General features: G+C 70.3%; 13 protein-coding genes. 3 read left to right on the top strand and 10 right to left on the bottom strand.

Annotated elements, in window-relative coordinates; all coding sequences use genetic code 11:
- Nucleotides 1-22: 22 nt before the first annotated feature.
- The 3 genes from C6361_RS08980 to C6361_RS08970 form a co-directional block, all read right to left on the bottom strand.
- Entirely contained in the window at nt 23-784 is a 762-nt protein-coding gene (locus tag C6361_RS08980) for a GntR family transcriptional regulator (protein ID WP_101365491.1), read from the bottom strand.
- A 223-nt stretch (nt 785-1,007) separates the two neighbouring features.
- The gene (gene gcl / locus C6361_RS08975; RefSeq protein WP_107267447.1) at nt 1,008-2,732 is read right to left on the bottom strand and encodes a glyoxylate carboligase; all 1,725 of its coding nucleotides are present in this window, start codon (nt 2,730-2,732) and stop codon (nt 1,008-1,010) included.
- A gap of 231 nt (nt 2,733-2,963) precedes the next feature.
- A complete protein-coding gene (locus C6361_RS08970; protein ID WP_107267446.1) occupies nt 2,964-3,965 on the bottom strand; it encodes a 2-dehydropantoate 2-reductase in 1,002 nt (333 codons plus the stop codon).
- 550 nt (nt 3,966-4,515) lie between these two features.
- Between C6361_RS08970 and C6361_RS08965 the strand changes: the two genes are divergently transcribed.
- On the top strand, nt 4,516-5,301 hold the full coding sequence (locus C6361_RS08965; RefSeq protein WP_107267445.1) for a helix-turn-helix transcriptional regulator: 786 nt from the start codon (nt 4,516-4,518) through the stop codon (nt 5,299-5,301).
- Complete coding sequence (locus tag C6361_RS08960; RefSeq protein WP_107267444.1) at nt 5,292-5,495, top strand: DUF397 domain-containing protein; 204 nt, start codon at nt 5,292-5,294, stop codon at nt 5,493-5,495. The genes C6361_RS08965 and C6361_RS08960 overlap by 10 nt, the downstream gene beginning before the upstream one ends.
- A 390-nt stretch (nt 5,496-5,885) precedes the next feature.
- On the opposite strand, the gene C6361_RS08955 is transcribed toward C6361_RS08960, so the two are convergent.
- From C6361_RS08955 to C6361_RS08935, 5 genes are all read right to left on the bottom strand, one after another.
- Nucleotides 5,886-7,130 carry a hypothetical protein gene (locus C6361_RS08955; protein WP_107267443.1) on the bottom strand — a complete coding sequence of 415 codons (1,245 nt, stop codon included), beginning with the start codon at nt 7,128-7,130 and terminating at the stop codon, nt 5,886-5,888.
- Nucleotides 7,127-8,098 (bottom strand): carbohydrate ABC transporter permease, encoded by a 972-nt coding sequence (locus tag C6361_RS08950; RefSeq protein WP_159079257.1) that lies wholly within the window; start codon nt 8,096-8,098, stop codon nt 7,127-7,129. The genes C6361_RS08955 and C6361_RS08950 overlap by 4 nt, the downstream gene beginning before the upstream one ends.
- 23 nt (nt 8,099-8,121) lie before the next feature.
- Complete coding sequence (locus tag C6361_RS08945) at nt 8,122-9,102, bottom strand: carbohydrate ABC transporter permease (RefSeq protein ID WP_107267441.1); 981 nt, start codon at nt 9,100-9,102, stop codon at nt 8,122-8,124.
- Nucleotides 9,103-9,184: 82 nt separating this feature from the next.
- Nucleotides 9,185-10,504: a sugar ABC transporter substrate-binding protein gene (locus C6361_RS08940; RefSeq protein WP_107257086.1), complete on the bottom strand. Its 1,320-nt coding sequence runs from the start codon at nt 10,502-10,504 to the stop codon at nt 9,185-9,187.
- Nucleotides 10,505-10,670: 166 nt separating this feature from the next.
- Nucleotides 10,671-11,573 carry an AraC family transcriptional regulator gene (locus C6361_RS08935; protein ID WP_107267440.1) on the bottom strand — a complete coding sequence of 301 codons (903 nt, stop codon included), beginning with the start codon at nt 11,571-11,573 and terminating at the stop codon, nt 10,671-10,673.
- A 98-nt stretch (nt 11,574-11,671) separates the two neighbouring features.
- On the opposite strand from C6361_RS08935, the gene C6361_RS08930 reads away from it, so the two are divergent.
- A complete protein-coding gene (locus C6361_RS08930; RefSeq protein ID WP_107267439.1) occupies nt 11,672-12,709 on the top strand; it encodes a LacI family DNA-binding transcriptional regulator in 1,038 nt (345 codons plus the stop codon).
- 33 nt (nt 12,710-12,742) lie between these two features.
- On the opposite strand, the gene C6361_RS08925 is transcribed toward C6361_RS08930, so the two are convergent.
- The gene (locus C6361_RS08925) at nt 12,743-13,690 is read right to left on the bottom strand and encodes a zinc-binding dehydrogenase (protein ID WP_107267438.1); all 948 of its coding nucleotides are present in this window, start codon (nt 13,688-13,690) and stop codon (nt 12,743-12,745) included.
- 16 nt (nt 13,691-13,706) lie between these two features.
- Nucleotides 13,707-15,815 carry a hypothetical protein gene (locus C6361_RS08920; RefSeq protein ID WP_159079256.1) on the bottom strand — a complete coding sequence of 703 codons (2,109 nt, stop codon included), beginning with the start codon at nt 15,813-15,815 and terminating at the stop codon, nt 13,707-13,709.
- Nucleotides 15,816-15,910: the final 95 nt, after the last annotated feature.

The raw sequence follows: 15,910 nt of genomic DNA, 5'->3' as shown, positions 1-15,910 counted from the left end.
GCGGGGGGAGCGGGGGAGCGGGTCAGCCCAGCGCTTCCCGTTCGGCGGCCTCCTTGCGGCGCTGGTGGTAGCTCTCCCGGGTGCGCTCGGTGTGCTTGCGCATCAGCTCGCCGGCCCGTCGGCCGTTGCGGCTGGCGATCACCTCGATCAACTCGGCGTGCTCGTCCCAGGCCTCCCGGCCCCGGGAGCGGGCGATCGGGGAGTAATACCACCGCACCCGCCGGTCGACCATCGCGATCAGCTCGGCGAGGACCTTGTTGCCGGACATCTCCACCACGTACGCGTGCAGGGCCGCGTTCGCGTCGACCAGCTCCACCTGGTCGTCGTCCTGCAACGCCTTCTCCCCGGCGGCCTGCAACTCGCGCAGCCGCTCGATCTGCTCCGGCGTTGCCTGTCGGGCCGCCAGCCGGGCCGACTCGGACTCCAGCAGGGTACGGGTGGCGAGGAGCTGGTCGGCCTCCTCCTCGGTCGGCACGTGCACGAACGCGCCGAGCGCCGGGCGCAGGTCCACCCATCCCTCGCTCTGCAACCGTTGCAGCGCCTCCCGGACCGGTTGCCGGCTGACGCCGAGCTGGGCCGCGAGTTCGTTCTCGACCAGGTGCTCGCCGGGGCGCAGCTCACGGTTGATGATCATCTCGGCGATGACGTCGTAGACCGCCTGGCGCAGCGGCGCGGGCCGCTCCAGGGGCTGCCGGACGGCCCGTGGCTCGCGACGGGCCGAGGCGAGCCGTCGTCGACCACCACTGCCGCCGGCGGGTGAGGCCGAGCCGCCCCATTCGGTCATGGACTACCTCCGGCTGCGAGAATCGGTCGGGCGCTGGCGCCCCATTGTGGGTTATAGCATACAGTAGTCCAGATGCACTTTTCGGTCGGCAAGGAGCATTGATCGGGAACGATTCCATTTGGTGCCTCGGCGACGGCCGTCCTGACGACAAGCGCGCCCCGACCGCAGGCCGGGACGCGCTCGCTCCGCCACGGGCCCCGAACCCGGGGGCCACCGGGCCGGCTCAGCCCGAGACCGCGTCCCGGTACTCGACCTCCGGTACCGGCTCGAACTCGTTGACCTGGGCGATGGAGAGCCCGTGCGCGGTGTTCGCCTCCCGCTCGATCATCACCTCGACCAGCACCGGACGGCTGGTCCGCCGGGCCTCCTTGCTGGCCCAGGCGAGGGCGTCGGCGATCTCGTCGGGCCGCAGTACCCGGCGGCCGGCGCAGCCGTACGCCTCCATGATTTTGACGTTGTCCGTGCCGTACTCGTCGTAGTGGATGTCCACCTCGTAGTTCATCTCGTAGCCGATCTCGGCCTGCCGGATCAGCCCGAGATACTCGTTGTTCAGCATGACCAACACGAACGGGATGTTGTACTGCGCGGCGACCGCGAGCTCCTCGACCAGGAACTGGAACGAATAGTCGCCGACCACCCCGACCACCTCGGCGTCGGGCCGGGCGGACTTCACCCCGATCGCCGCCGGGATCTCCCAACCCAGCGGGCCGGCCTGGCCGCAGACCTGGTAGTGCCGGGGCTTGAAGACCTGCTGGAACTGTCCGGACCAGATCTGGTAGAGACCGATCGCCGTGACGAAGTAGGTGTCCGGGCCGAAGAATTCGTTGATTTCCTTGAAGACCCGGGGCGCCTTGACCGGTACCGAATCGAAGTCGTCGCGGCGGCGCAGCGTCTCGCGCAGCTTGCGGACCGTCGAGACCCATTCGCCCCGGTCCCGCCGCACCCCCCGGCGCCGTACGGCGTCGAGCAGCGCGGCGAGGAACGCCCCGGTGTCCGAGACGATCCCGAGGTCCGGGCCGAACACCTTGCCGAGCTGGGTCGGTTCGATGTCGACGTGGATGAACTTCCGGTCGCCCCGGTAGGTCGGCAGGTCCCCGGTGTGCCGGTCGCCGAACCGGGCGCCGAGCGCCAGCACCAGGTCGGATTCCAGGAAGGAGGCGTTGCCCCACCGCTGGGTGGTCTGGATGCCGGTCATCCCGGCGAAGAGGTCGTGGTCCTCCGGGATCGCGCCCTTGCCCATCAGGGTGACCTGGACCGGGATGTTCAGCGTCTCGGCGACCTCCCGGAGCAGGTCGCTCGCCCCGCCGATGATCACCCCGCCACCGGCCAGGATCAGCGGTCGCTCGGCGGCGAGCAGCAGGTCCAGGGCCCGCTCCACCCGGGGCAGGTGGGGCTCGACCCGGGTCACCGGCAGCGGGGCGTCGATCGAGGCGTCCCACTCGATCTCCTGCCGTGCCACGTCGATCGGCAGGTCGATCAGTACCGGACCGGGGCGCCCGGAGCGGGCGACCCGGAACGCCTCCCGGAAGATCCAGGGTGCCTGGGCCGCCTCCTTGACCTGCACCGCCCACTTCGTCACCGGCTTGGCGATCTCGACGATGTCGACCGCCTGGAACGCCTCCTGGTGCAGCTTGGCGGTCGGCGCCTGGCCGGTGATGCAGACCATCGGGATGGAGTCCGCCTGTGCGGTGTAGAGACCGGTGATCATGTTGGTACCGGCCGGGCCGGAGGTGCCGATCGCGACGCCGACCCGGCCGTTGGTCCGGGCCCAGCCGTCGGCCATGTGGGTGGCGCCCTCCTCGTGCCGGACGATCAGGTGCCGGATGTCGCTGCGCCGCAGCGCCGCGTAGAGCGGCAGGATCGCGGCACCGGGGCAGCCGAAGGCGATGTCCACGCCCTCCGAGGCGAGCACCGAGACGACGGCGTCCATGCAGGGAATCTTGGCCATGCGTTCAGACCTCCGGGTAGTGGCGTGGGTCGGGAAGTTGTCCTGTGGATTGGCGAGAGCGCCGGGCCGGGACGGGGATCGGTGCGTCCGGTGCGTCCCTCGGCTGACCGGCACCGGATCCCGGTGCCCGGCAGGACCGGTTAGGAGGTCTGCATACAGTATTCTGTCGGCAGATTCAGTGCAATACCTGCCCGGCGCCTCGCCGGTACGCCGGTGCTGGTGGCGTACCCGTCAGGCCGCCGTCACGCTGGGGGTCGGCGCCGGCCGGGCCATGGTCTTGGCCAGCAGCTCGGTCGCGGCGTAGATGGTGCGCAGCGTGGGTGCCGGCGCACCGGTGATGTCGGCGATCTCGACCACGGCGGCGACCACCGCGTCGAGTTCCATCTCCTTGCCCGCCTCGAGGTCCTGCAACATCGAGGTCTTGTGGTGGCCGACCCGCCGGGCGCCCTCGACCCGCTTGCTGATCGAGATCTCCGGCGTGCTGCCGACCCGGTTGGCGATGTCGAGCGTCTCGGCCATCATCTGCTCGACCACCCGGCGGGTGCCCGGGCTCTCGCAGATCTCCGCCATGGTCGCCCTGGTCAGTGCGCTGATCGGGTTCAGCGACACGTTGCCCATCAATTTGATCCAGATGTCGTCCCGCAGTCGCGGCTCGACCGGACACTTCAGCCCGCCGGCCACCATCGCGTCGCTGAACCGCTGGCACCGCTGCGAGATCGTGCCGTCCGGCTCCCCGATGGAGAACCGGGTCCCCTCCAGGTGCCGGATCACCCCGGGCGACTCGATCACCGTGGCCGGGTAGACCACACAGCCGATCGCCCGTTCCGGGGCCATCACCGCCGAGGTCGCCCCGCCCGGGTCGACGGCCTCGATCCGCTGGCCCTCGTACGGCCCCGGTAGCTTGTGGAAATACCACCACGGGATGCCGTTCTGCCCCGCGATCAGGGCGGTCTCCGGGCCGAGCAGCGGTTCCAGCAGCGGCCCCGCCGAGGCGTAGGAATGCGCCTTGAGGCCGAGGAACACATAGTCCACCGGCCCGACCTCGCGCGGGTCGTCGGTGGCGTGCGGGTGCGCCGCGAAGTCTCCCCGGGGACTGTGCACCCGTACCCCGTCTGCCCGCAGCGCGGCCAGGTGTGCGCCGCGGGCGATCAGTTGGACATCCACCCCGGCCCGGCACAGGGACGCACCGACGTACGCGCCGATGGCGCCGGCTCCGAGCACTGCAACTCGCACGGGCTGCTCCCTTCTCGTACGACGTCCGCGCGGCGCCGAGGCGACGCAGCAGCGGCGTGCCTTCCCGTATGCGTTATGCTGACTACAGTATGCAATCTGAGTCGAGGCTGACAAGCCTGCCCGTCGGGACGGACGGCCGGGGCGACGGCCGGGACAGTCGCGCCCGCCGTCGGGTGGCGCCTGCCGTCGCTCGGCGCCGTCGAAGCGCGGCCCGGACGAGGTGCTGACCGACCTGCGCCCCCGCTGAGGCGATTCGTCACCGCTCCGGAAAGCTCGTACGGCTGATCGGGGAGCGCCAGAGCCGCCGGAAGATCGGCGGTGACAGGGATCCGATTTTCCGCCAGAGGTGATGGTCAATTCCCTTCCGCTCGAAAAGCGTGGACACGCACTCCGGCTCGGCGCAGCCACGGGGGTTGGGCGAAGACCTGGAATCCACCCTGGACTGTGGCCCCACCTGTGACTGCACGTTTCCCGAGCCCGGTCAGCATTTTGCCGCCCGGTCGATGAACTTGACGATCAGGCTGGAGAGATTTGGGGGACGTGAAAGCCTATGTCCGCGAGCGAATATCTGGTAAGAGACCTCCGTCGTACCAGGGAGATCTTCGGTCTGACACAGGAAGCTTGGGGAGAACGAATCCACTTCTCGGCGAAGCACGTCGGTGCCGTGGAACGAGGTGAGCGTCCGCCGCTTCCCGACTATCTGGGAGCTGTCGATCGCGCGTTCGGCACCACCTTCATGGAGTTCTACCGCATGTTCGTGAAGGGAGAACTCGTCCCCGTCTGGTACCGGCCCTTCATCGAGCACGAGGGCCGGGCGAGCCTGCTCAGGGTGTACCACCCGCTGCTGGTTCCCGGCATGTTGCAGACCGAGGCGTACGCGCGAGCTGTCCTGACGGGGTACCGCTTCCAGACGGACTCCCTGGACGGCATGCTGGCGGCGCGGCTCGGCCGACAGGAGATCCTCCACCGCCGTCCTGACCCCTGTCAGTTGGTCGCCGTCGTCGACGAAGGAGCCCTGCACCGCCGGGTCGGCGACGCGAACGTCATGCGTGACCAGTTGAAAGCCCTGGTGACAGCCTGCGAGCAGCCCCACATCCGGGTGCAGGTCGTTCCGTCCGACGCCGGTGCCTACGTGGGGATGGACGGTGCGCTGGCGATCGCGACGGTGGACGGCCGGTTGGTCGGCTTCCTGGAAGGACACCTGGAGGGTCGGCTCGTGGAGAGCCCGGATGCCACGACGGATCTTGAGGGTGCCTGGGAGGCCATCCGGGCCTACGCTCTATCCAGTGAGCAAAGCCTGGAACTGATCACGAGGACGGCTGAGAAATGGACCTGAGTGACGCCCCGAACTGGCGCAAGTCGACCCGCAGCGACAGCGGATCCTGTGTCGAGGTGGCCGACAACCTCCCCGGTCGGGTCCTCGTCCGGGACAGCAAGGACCCGCGCGGGCCGGTCCTGACGTTCACTCCTCGACAGTGGCGCGGCTTCGTCGACCTGGCCACGCAGCCGGACGTCAATCCCGGCCGCTAGTGCCCTGTCTTTGCAGGTCGATCGGGTAACCCGGTGCTTCCCGGTATCCCTGACCCGGCGATCTCACGTCGGGTTGGGTGCGGGGTGGGGATAGTCGCCGAGGAGACTGTCGAGCTGCCCCGCTTGTGCGCCCACCCTCCCGGGCCGCCCTAACCCCCGTCCCGCCCGCCGGTCGGCGGCGAACCGTAGCACGCCGTCGGCAACCCCGACTTCCGTGCCCCGCCTGTGCACCCAGCTCGACAGTCTCCGCGCCGACTGACCCCCGCTCCGCCCCCGGTCGCTCCTGTGGGTGCCGGCTGTCCGCCCAGCGATGCCGGTGCCGCGTCGCCCAGAGGGTTACCCAATCGACCTTCCGAGACAGCGGCACTGGTTGCCGGAGCCGGCCCGGGGTCAGGCCGGCGCGATCCGGGGGATCGTCGGAGCGTCGTCGTTGACGTCCGGGCCGAAGAACTTGAAGACCACCAACTCCTCCGAGCCGGTGTTCTCCACCGGGTGCGGCGCGGTCGCCACGTCGTGCGAGACGAGCAGCTCGTCCCGCTCGGCGTCGCCGCCGCGCACGTCGTGGCCGCAGTAGCGGCCGGCGCCGGACCAGACGAGGATCGAGTACACCCCGCGCTCCGTCGACCGGTGGGTCCGTCCCGGCGGCACCACCAGCTTCTTCCCGCTGAACTTCGGCGTGTTGTAGAAGATCCACCACTCCTGGCCGTCGTCGGCCGAGGCGGCCGGGTCGACCGGGCGTGGTGTCAGGTGGTTGTGCTCGTAGAAGTACGGATCGCCGTTGAGTTTCCACTCGACGAACCCGAGCGGGAACCGCTCGCCCTGCGCCTGCCGGTCCTGTGGCCGGACGTCCTTGAAGAGCAGTTCCTTGGCGATGATCCGGCCGGCGTTGAGCGCCTGGAACATGGCGAAGACGTCGGAGTCCTCCTGTAGCTCCACCGTCAGCGCGGTGCCGGGGCCGTGCAGCACCCCGGACGGCACCTGGAAACCGTCGTCGGGCACCTGGAGATAGGCCCGGGAGTGCCGGAGGATCAGGTCGCTGTCCCAGTCGACCAGGTACGGCAGCAGCACGTCGTACGCCCGCTCCCGGGCGATCCACGGGTGCACCCCGAAGAACGTCTCCGGATGCGGGCCGGTCTCCACCCCGGCGGGGAAGTAGTAGGCCTCGTCCTTCGAGCGCCGCCCGACCAGCTCGGCGAAGCGTTGCGGCGGATGGATGTGGTACGGGATCCGGGCGCCGTAGTCGAGCAGCTTGGCGAGCCGGCCGAGCCCCTCCGGGTGGCTCGCCGCGTACGCCGTACCCATGATCGCGGCCGGGTCGGCGCGTACCGCGTCCCGCAGGGTCAGCCGGGGCCGCCCGTCCCGGTCGACGACGTGGCCGAGCCCCTCGTCGGGCGGGCCGATCCGGTTGTCGGCCCGGGTGGTCGAGCCGAGCCAGCGTTCGCAGACGTAGCCCCGCTCGCCGAGGTCGTAATCCTGCTCGGCCAGGCCGAGCCGCCGGCCGGGCGGCACCAGGTCGCGGGCGACGAAGGCGGGCGCGAGCCGGAACACCCCGTTGCCGTCGTTCAGGAGTTCCTCGACCAGCGCCCTGGTCGCGCCGCTCTCCGCCCCGGTCGGGTCGCTGCCGTTCTCGGTCATCCTTTTAGTCCGCTCATCGATATGCCCTGGATGAACCGGCGTTGGAACACCAGGAAAGTCACGATCATGGGCAGGGTGGCGACGACCGAACCGGCCATCAGCAGGTTCCAGGATGTCCGATTCTTCACCACGAACAGGGCCAAACCGAGCGGAGCAGTGTATTTGTCGGAGCTGGAGATGACGATCAGGGGCCAGAGGAAGTCTTCCCAGGCGTAGGTGAAGGTGAAGATCGCGGTGGCGGCGAGGGCGGGGCCGCAGAGCGGCAGCACCACCCGCCAGAAGACCCGGAACTCGCCGGCACCGTCGATCCGGGCCGCGTCCAGCAACTCGTCGGGGATCGCCAGCATGTACTGGCGGAGCAGGAAGATGCCGAACGCGCTGACCGCCCCGGGCAGGATCAGCCCCCAGTACGAGTCGAGCCAGCCGTGCCCACCGGCGCCGAGCGCGTCGTTGCCGCCGAAGAACGGTATGTGCTTGAGCACCAGGTAGTTCGGGATCAGGGTCACCTGCGGCGGCACCATCATGGTGGCCAGGAAGAGCAGGAAGATCGCGTCCCGGCCGGGAAACTTCCGCTTCGCGAAGGTGTAGGCGGCCAGCGAGTTGAAGAACAGTTGCAGCACGGTCACCGAGGTGGCCACGAAGGCGCTGTTCAGGAACCAGCGCCAGGCGCCCTCGCTGCCCTGGGCCAGCTCGCCGGCCTTGCCGATGCCGAAGAAGCCCTTGTAGCCGTCGAGGGTCGGATTCTCCGGGATCCACTGCGGCGGCCAGGAGAAGATGTCGCCGACGTGTTGGAACGAGGCGCTGACCAGCCAGGCGAAGGGGGCGACGAAGAGGATCGCCCCGGGTACCAGGATCAGGTAGCAGGCGGCGAGCCGGAGCCGGCGTCCGAGCACGGGCCGGCGGGCCGGTGCGGCGACCCGGTCCGGGCCGGTCGGGGCGGGTGGCGGGTCCTGCACGGTGGCGGTCACGACGGCTCCTCGGTTTCCTCGACTCACAGGTCCGCCTTCCGGTAGAGCCGGAGCTGGATCGCCGTGAAGACCAGCAGGAGTACGAACAGCCCGTAGGCGAGGGTGCTGGCGTACCCCATCTCGTAGAACTTGAAGGCGGCCTCGTAGATGTAATAGACCATCGTGGTGGTCCGGTTGACCGGGCCGCCGCCGGTCATGATGTAGATCTGGGTGAAGACCTGGAACGAGCCGATGATCCCCATCACCATCAGGAAGAGCGTCGAGGGGGCCAGCATCGGCAGCGTCACGTAGCGGAACCGGGCCCACGGCCCGGCGCCGTCGATCCGGGCCGACTCGTAGAGCTGGTGCGGGATGGCCTGCAACGCCGCCAGGTAGACCACCATCGAGAAGCCGGTGCTGGCCCAGACGCTCATCAGCACCACGGCCGGCATCGCCAGGTTCTTGTCCGAGAGCCAGACCAGCGGCTCCGTGATCAGGTGGGTCTTCAGCAGGTAGAAGTTGATCGGGCCGAAGTCGCCGTTGTAGAGCCACTTCCAGACGATGGCCGCCACCACGAACGGGGTGATGTTGGGCAGGAAGTAGAGGGTACGCAGCAGGCCCCGACCCCGGATCGGCTGGTTGAGCAGCAGGGCGACGCCGAGCCCGACGGCCATGCCGAGCGGCACCGACGCGCCGGTGAAGTAGGCGGTGTTGATGATCGAGCGGCGGAAGTCCTCGTCCTGCACCATGTCCCGGTAGTTCTGGAGGCCGACGAAGGGCTTCTCCGGCTCCAGGATGTTCCACTCCCGGAACGTCAGGTAGAAGGCGAAGCCGAGCGCGAAGACGGTGAAGACGGAGAAGAGGATCAGGCCGGGGGCCAGGAAGGCGTACGCCGACCGCTCCCGCCAGGCCCGCCAGAGCGTTCCCCGTACGCCGCGTCGCCGTCGGCCGGGTCCGGGGTCGGGCCGCCGGGTTCCCCCGCCCTGTTCCGGAGCCGGGGTCCGGGCTGCGGTCAGCGCCGCCATACCGTTGCCACCACCATTCCTCGCTCGGCTGTCTGCCCGAAGAGTTGCCGGGCCGGCCACGGATGGCGGCCGGCCCGGTTCCTCACCTGATGATCTTCTCGGCCTCCGCGGCGGCCGCGTCCAGCGCCTGGTCGGCCGTCTGCTCGCCGTAGATGGCCTTGGCGAGCTGCTCGTTCAGGGCCTCCTCGATCTTCGGCCAGTCGGGGTTGGCGACGACGTTGCTGACCCCACACGGCATGGCCTCGGCGAAGCCCTTCAGCACCGGCTTGGTCGCCACCAGGTCGGGTGACTCCAGCAGGCTGGTGATCGGCGGGAGGGTGGTGCCGTCCTCGGACTTGTAGGTCCACTGCGCGACGTTCTCCGGCTTGGAGAGGAACTCGATGAACTTCCAGGCGGCGTCGCTGTTCTTGCTCTGGCTGAAGATGACCAGCGCGTCACCGGCGATGGTGGTGCCGCAGCCGGCCGAGCCCTTCGGCAGCGGCGCCGTGGCCCATTTGCCGTCGATCGCCGGGAACTCGTCGGCGAGGGTACCGGCGAACCACGAACCCGCGACGTACATCCCGACCTGGCCGTTGGCGAACGCCTGGCGGCCGTCGTACGAGTTGGAGTTGAGGTAGTCCTTGGGGGCGTACTTCGCCAGGTTGACGTAGAACTCGGCGGCCTTCTTCCCCTCGGCCTTGTTGAACAGCACCTCCTTGCCGTCGTCGGAGAGCAGGTGGCCGCCGTTCTGCCAGAGCCAGGGGTACCAGTAGTACGCCGCCTCGGGCGAGCTGGCGAACATCGCGTGCCCGTAGGTCCGCTTCGCCGGGTCGGTCAGCGCCTTCGCCGCCGCCTCGTACTGCTCCCAGGTGGTGGGCGGGCCGCTCAGCCCGGCGGCGGCGAAGAGGTCGGTCCGGTAGAAGAGCGCGGTGGACTCGCCGTCGAAGGGCAGCCCATACATGCTGCCGTCGTGGGTGGTGAAGGTCTTGAACGCCGGTACGTAGGCGTCGGCCTTGACGATCTCGCTGCGCCGCAGGTAGTTGTCGAGGTTGACCAGCGCCTTGCGGGAGGCGAAGTTGGCCGTGGTGCTGGCGTCGATGAAGGCCACGTCCGGCGGGTTACCCCCGGCGACCTGCGCGGTCAGCTTCTCGTTCGCCTCCTCGGCGGGTACGTTCTGAAGTTCGATCTTGATGTTGGGGTGCTCGGTCTGGAACTGCTGGACCAGCTTCTTCATCTCCGGCTGCTCGCCGACCCAGGAGGCGAACGAGATGGTGACCGGCGCGGTCGGCTCGGGGACGGGTCCCTCGCCGGCACCGTGGTCGTCCGAGGACGAACCGCCGCTGGAACAGCCGACCAGGGCCGAGGCGGCGATGGTGGCCGTCGCGACCACCGCCAGGATTCTCCGGGGCGAGCGATGCTTCATCGGATCAGCTCCCTATGTCGTTGCCGCCAAGGTGGTGGGGTCACGGCTACCTAGGTGCAAAACGTTTGGCATGCTGCGGCTAGGGTCATCCGCCCGGCCAGGGATGTCAAGAGATCTCGGGTAACAAACGCAACGGGCTGGTAATCGGCGGTTAACCAGCCACCAGTCAACCCGGGCCGGACCACCCCGGCTCGCCCGGCGGCGACGGTCTCGGGGTACGCCCGGCCGACGGCGCCTGACCGAACCGGCGCCGGTACGCGCGCCCGAAGTGCGACGGGCTGTTGAAGCCGGCCGCGTGGCAGATCTCGGTGACCCCGAGGCTGGTCGAGGCGAGCAGCGAGCGGGCGAAGCGCAGCCGGCGAGCCTGCAGATAGGACTGGAAGGACGTGCCGACCACCTGGCCGAACCGCTCGCTGAAGTAGTTCGGCGACAGGTGCACGTACGCCGCCACCTCGGCCAGGGTCAGCGGCTCGCGGAACCGCCGCTCGATGTACTGCACCGCCCGCCGGATGTCGCCGCCGGCCGGATCGGCACCGCCGCGCGGCTCCGGTCCGGGTTCCGCCGCGACCGGGTCGGCGCAGCGTCGGGCGAGTTCGATCAGGATGCAGCCGAGCACGGCGTCGGCCAGCGCCGCCGCGCCGGGGCGCCGGCCGTCGGAGGACTCCCGCCAGAGCCGGTCGAAGTCGGGGCCGAACGACGGGTCGTCGGTCAGCCAGGGCGGCCCGGCGAGCCCGGCCGGGACCGGCAGCGCCCGGTCCAGCCACCGCTCCGCCACGTCCGGCTCGATCACGACGTTGTAGCAGCTCAGCGGCGTGTCCGAGGTGACGTGCAGCTCGTGGAAGTCGGTCGGGGTGAGCAGGAAGACGCCGCCCGGCCGCAGTGGCCGGGGCACCCCGTTGACCACGTGCCGGGCGGTGCCGTCGAGGACGTAGCCGAGTTCGTAGTAGTCGTGCCAGTGCGCCGGTACGTCCCGCAGGTCCGGGCGCATCACCTGTACGCCGGAACCGCCCGCGACCAGCCCGTCGGCGACCAGCCCGTCGATCATGTAACGGTCGAGGAGTCGGGTCATCCGGGTTCCTCCGTCCGATCCCGCAGGAACACAGGAAAACGTTTTGCTACCGTACGGACCGACACCGCAGCGGTCAACGACGCGAGAGGGCGAGGTCGATGTCGCAGACACGGCCGCCGGCACCCGGTCCCGACGAGACCCGGGTGACCCTGGTCCAGGTGGCGAAGCTGGCCGGGGTGAGTCCGACCACCGTCTCCCACGTGCTCTCCGGCAAGCGCTGGGTCGCCGAGGCCACCCAGGAGACCGTCCGGGAGGTCATCCGACAGCTCGGCTACCGCCCCAACAACGTGGCCCGGAGCCTGCGTACCCGACGCTCCCGGATGGTCGCCGTGGTCGTACCGGACATCACCAACCCGTTCTACGCGGTACTCACCCGGGGGCTCGCCGACGCGGTCGACGGCGCCGGCTACGGCAGCTACGTCTGCAACACCGACGGCGTACCCGAACGCGAGGACGCCTTCCTGGCCGACGTACGCGACCGGGGAGTGGACGGGGTGGTGATGGCGGCCGGCGACGTCACCGCCGAACTGCGGACCGGCCCGGCCGGCCTCGGCATCCCCGCCGTCTGCGTCGGCGGCGCCCTCGACGACGACCCGCACGTCGACCTGGTCACCCCGGACGACGGGGTCGGCTCGCACGCCGCCGTCAGCCACCTGATCCGGCGGGGCGCCCGCCGGATCGGCATGATCGAGGGACCGGAGGCGACCGGCTCGGCCCGCGACGAGGGATACCGGCGGGCCCTGCGCGAGCACGGGTTCACGGTCGAGCCGGAGCTGACGGTGCGCGGCGACTGGACCCGGCCGGGCGGCCGGGCCGCGATGCACCGGCTACTGGCGCTGTCGCCGGACCGCCGCCCGGACGCGGTCTTCTGCGCCAACGACCTGACCGCGATCGGCGCCATCGACGCCGTACACGAGCGGGACCTGACCGTGCCGGACGACATCGCCGTGGTCGGGTTCGACGACGTCGACGCGGCCACCATCGTCAACCCGCCGCTCACCACGGTGCGCAACCCGGCGTACCAGACCGGGCAGAGCGCCGGTGAGCTGCTGCTCAGCCGGATGACCGGCGAGTACACCGGGGAGGGCCGGACCATCGTGCTGCCCTGCCCCCTGGTGGTCCGGCGCTCCGCCTGACGCTGGGGCGACGGCCGCCGTCGGCGGCGAGGCTCAGTCGAACGTCACCGTCGCCTTCGCGAAGCCCGGCGGCTTCTCCCGGGCGGCCCGGAAGGCGGCGTCGACCTCCGCCAGCGGAAACCGGTGCGTGACCAGGCCGCGCAGCGAGACGGCCCCGGAGACCAGCAGCCGCATGCCGACGGTCATCCCGCGCATGATGGTGTCGACGTCCCGGTAGTGCGCGTTGACGATGCCGAAGGCCATCCAGTTCCAGTGCGCCAGGTTGATCTGGCGCGGCGCCCCTTGGTGGAAGCCGACCAGCACGATCCGGCCGCTCATCCGGGTCACCTCGCCGACCGCGTCCAGCGCCGCCTGCCCGCCGGTGCACTCGAACGTCAGGTCGGCACCCCGCCCGCCGGTCAGCTCGCCGACCACCTCGGCCAGCGACTCGTGCCGGACGTCCACCACCCGGGTCGCGCCGAGCGCCCTGGCCCGGTCCAGCGCGTCCGGCCGGGTGTCGGCCACCACGAGCTGCCGCACCCCGCGCAACCGGACCAGCGACTGCACCAGGTTGCCCATGAAGCCGGCGCCGATCAGCACCACGTCGTCGCCGAGCCGCACGTCGGCCTCCTCCACCGCGTTCACCGCGCAGGCCAGCGGCTCGGCCAGCACCTCGTCCAGCGGTACGTCGCCGGCCGGCCGACAGTGCGCGGCCTTCGCGGCCACGAACTCGGCGAAGCCGTGCGAGGTGACCCAGACCCCGACAGGGTCACCGACGGCGAACGAGTCGACGTCGGCACCGACCGCGGCCACCGTGCCGCTCACCTCGTGGCCGAGGTGCCGCGGGTAGTCGACCGGCGGGTCGCCGGCCCAGGTGGCCAGCTCCGACGCGCAGACCCCGCTGGCCGCGACCCGGACCAGCAACTCGTCCGGGCCGATCTCCGGCGGCGGTACCTCGGCGATCTCGAACCGCTCCGGACCGGTCAACACCGCTATCCGCATCCCCACACCCCTTCGCTCAGTCCGCTGTGAAGACGACGACGGCGTACGGGCCGAGCGCGTCGAGCCGTACCGAGTGGAACCCGCCGTCGTCGACCCGTACGTCGAGCGGGGTGACCGAGCCGTCGCAGCCGTACCCGGTGGCGGTCGGCAGCCGCTCCGGCAGCCGTACCCGAAGGTCCAGGTCGGCGACCGGGCGTACCCGGTCCTCGTCGGTCCGGTAGTCGTAGTTGACCAGGTGGACGGCGGCCGACCCGTTCGCCAGCCCGGCGATGTTGGCCGCGACCGCGCCGGTGCCGGCGGGCGCGGCGAGTTCGACCTGCCGGCCGTGCGGCAGCAGCGCCGCCAGGTCGTCCGGCCCGGACCCGGTCAGCCCCGGATGGCCGAGCAGCGCCGCCCGGTCCGGGTTGCCGAGGTTGTCGCCGAGCCCGCCGACCCGGACCACCCGGCCGCCGCCGTCGAGGTAGCCGCGCACCGCCGCGAGCTGGGCCGGGGTCAGGTGGGTGCAGGCCGGCAGCAGCACCGTGGCGTAGCGGCGCAGGTCGTCGGCGGTGATCCGGTCCGGCGCCGTCCGGTCGTCGGGGAAGAGCAGCACGTCGAAGGGTACGGCGGCGCCGGCCAGCGCCGAGGTCACCTCCCGGTACGGCACCCGCACGCTCTCGTCCCGGGCGTTGCGCAGGTTGTCGCCGATGTCCGCCCGGGCCACCAGATCCCGGTTGCTCTCCACGCTGTAGACCACCGCCACCTCGTTGCGGCTGCCCCGGGCGAAGAGCCGCTCGTGGTCGGCGAGGAACCCCTGGATCTCGGCCGCCAGCTCGTGCGGGGCGGAGAAGGAGTCCTGGATCGTCGCACCCATCCAGGAGCCGTACGGCACCGCCATGTTCACCCCGAACGCCGCCGCCTCGTAGCAGGAGAGCCGCAGCAGGTCGTGCCCCCGGCCGTTGCGCAGCAACTCGACCAGCTCCGGCACCACCCCGCCGTACGGGTTCTCCACCACGATGACGTCCTTGTCCCCGGCGAAACCGGCGACGTAGCGGTACCACTCCGGCTGCCGGTACGTGGTGTTGCGCATCTCGGTGACGATCACGTCGACGTCGTCGGCCAGCCCGAGGTACTGCGGGTCCATGTTGAAGAAGTTGCCGGAGACCAGCACCTTCCGGCCCTTGCGCGCGGCGTACGACCGGGCGTGCGCGGCCAGCTCGGCGAAGTGCCGGCGGATCGCGTCGCACTGGTAGCGGTAGTACTCGCCGAAGAGCGGCGTCGCGTCGTGCCGGTCGGTGAAGTCGTAGCCGCGCTCCAGCAGCCAGTCGCCGTAGTGGAAGGTCTCCAGGTCGACCCCGTCCAGCAGCGGGTCGCGTTCGGTGGGCGGCAGCGCGGCCAGGTACGCCCGGAAACCCTTCATGCAGTCCTTGCAGAAGCAGCCGCCGTACTGGAGCGAGCCGAGCGGCAGCTCCGTCTCGTCGAGCTGTACGCCGTCCACGCCCGCGTCGATCTGGATCCGGATGACCGCCTTGAGGTACTCCCGCCAGACCGGGTTGTTCCGGTCCATGTAGAAGCACTGGTGCTCACGGTCCGGGCACTCGACCCAGCGGGCGTGCAGGGCGGTCTGCCGGATGTCCCGGGCGCAGCACTCCTCGATCAGGTCGGTGACCGGCTCGCCGTCGCTGTTGACCAGGCCGCCCGGGAAGTAGTGCTCGACCGGCTTCCAGAGCTTCGGGTACCGGTTCTGGCCGAACTCGCGCAACCCGAGCCAGTCCCGGTGCCCGACCCCGCGCAGCTCGTTGAGGGCGAGGATCTCGTCCTCCCCGGCGGAGAGTTCGACCGGGAACTCCCAGCCCTGCGCCTCGAAGACGATTCCGAAGACCTTGATCCCCCGGGCCTGGGCGGCGGCGATGAACTCGCTGTCGTTGACGAAGCCGTAGAACCGGGCCCGGGCGTCGACCGGGCCGAACGCCTCCTGTTCGAGGTAGGGCAGCGAGATCGAGCCGCCGCCGAGGGAGGCCCAGACCAGGGTGGTGGCCCGGTAGTCGACCAGGTCGTCGATCATCCGGAGCCGGCGGGGCGGCAAACTCGGGTGGTAGCAGTGCTGTCGGGGGAACCAGGCGTCGAAGTACACGCCACGTTGCATGCCTCGGGCTCCTTGCGCTGGGGTGGGGGTGTGCGGTGTGCGGTGTGCGGTGCCGGTGGCGATCGGGTCTCGGCTGGCGGGCCGGTCTCGGGTGG

The organism is Plantactinospora sp. BC1, from assembly GCF_003030345.1.
Classification (GTDB): Bacteria; Actinomycetota; Actinomycetes; order Mycobacteriales; family Micromonosporaceae; genus Plantactinospora.
The sequence above is the reverse complement of the archived record's forward strand: the minus strand, read 5'-3'. Positions and strand labels throughout refer to the sequence as shown.

What these genes read in the sequence shown, in the direction of transcription:
- gcl (WP_107267447.1), bottom strand. Translation starts at nt 2,732, where the DNA reads ATGGCCAAGATTCCCTGCATGGACGCCGTCGTCTCGGTGCTCGCCTCG.
- C6361_RS08960 (WP_107267444.1), top strand. Translation starts at nt 5,292, where the DNA reads ATGGACCTGAGTGACGCCCCGAACTGGCGCAAGTCGACCCGCAGCGAC.
- C6361_RS08965 (WP_107267445.1), top strand. Translation starts at nt 4,516, where the DNA reads ATGTCCGCGAGCGAATATCTGGTAAGAGACCTCCGTCGTACCAGGGAG.
- C6361_RS08920 (WP_159079256.1), bottom strand. Translation starts at nt 15,815, where the DNA reads ATGCAACGTGGCGTGTACTTCGACGCCTGGTTCCCCCGACAGCACTGC.
- C6361_RS08930 (WP_107267439.1), top strand. Translation starts at nt 11,672, where the DNA reads ATGTCGCAGACACGGCCGCCGGCACCCGGTCCCGACGAGACCCGGGTG.
- C6361_RS08955 (WP_107267443.1), bottom strand. Translation starts at nt 7,130, where the DNA reads ATGACCGAGAACGGCAGCGACCCGACCGGGGCGGAGAGCGGCGCGACC.
- C6361_RS08925 (WP_107267438.1), bottom strand. Translation starts at nt 13,690, where the DNA reads ATGCGGATAGCGGTGTTGACCGGTCCGGAGCGGTTCGAGATCGCCGAG.
- C6361_RS08945 (WP_107267441.1), bottom strand. Translation starts at nt 9,102, where the DNA reads ATGGCGGCGCTGACCGCAGCCCGGACCCCGGCTCCGGAACAGGGCGGG.
- C6361_RS08940 (WP_107257086.1), bottom strand. Translation starts at nt 10,504, where the DNA reads ATGAAGCATCGCTCGCCCCGGAGAATCCTGGCGGTGGTCGCGACGGCC.
- C6361_RS08935 (WP_107267440.1), bottom strand. Translation starts at nt 11,573, where the DNA reads ATGACCCGACTCCTCGACCGTTACATGATCGACGGGCTGGTCGCCGAC.
- C6361_RS08980 (WP_101365491.1), bottom strand. Translation starts at nt 784, where the DNA reads ATGACCGAATGGGGCGGCTCGGCCTCACCCGCCGGCGGCAGTGGTGGT.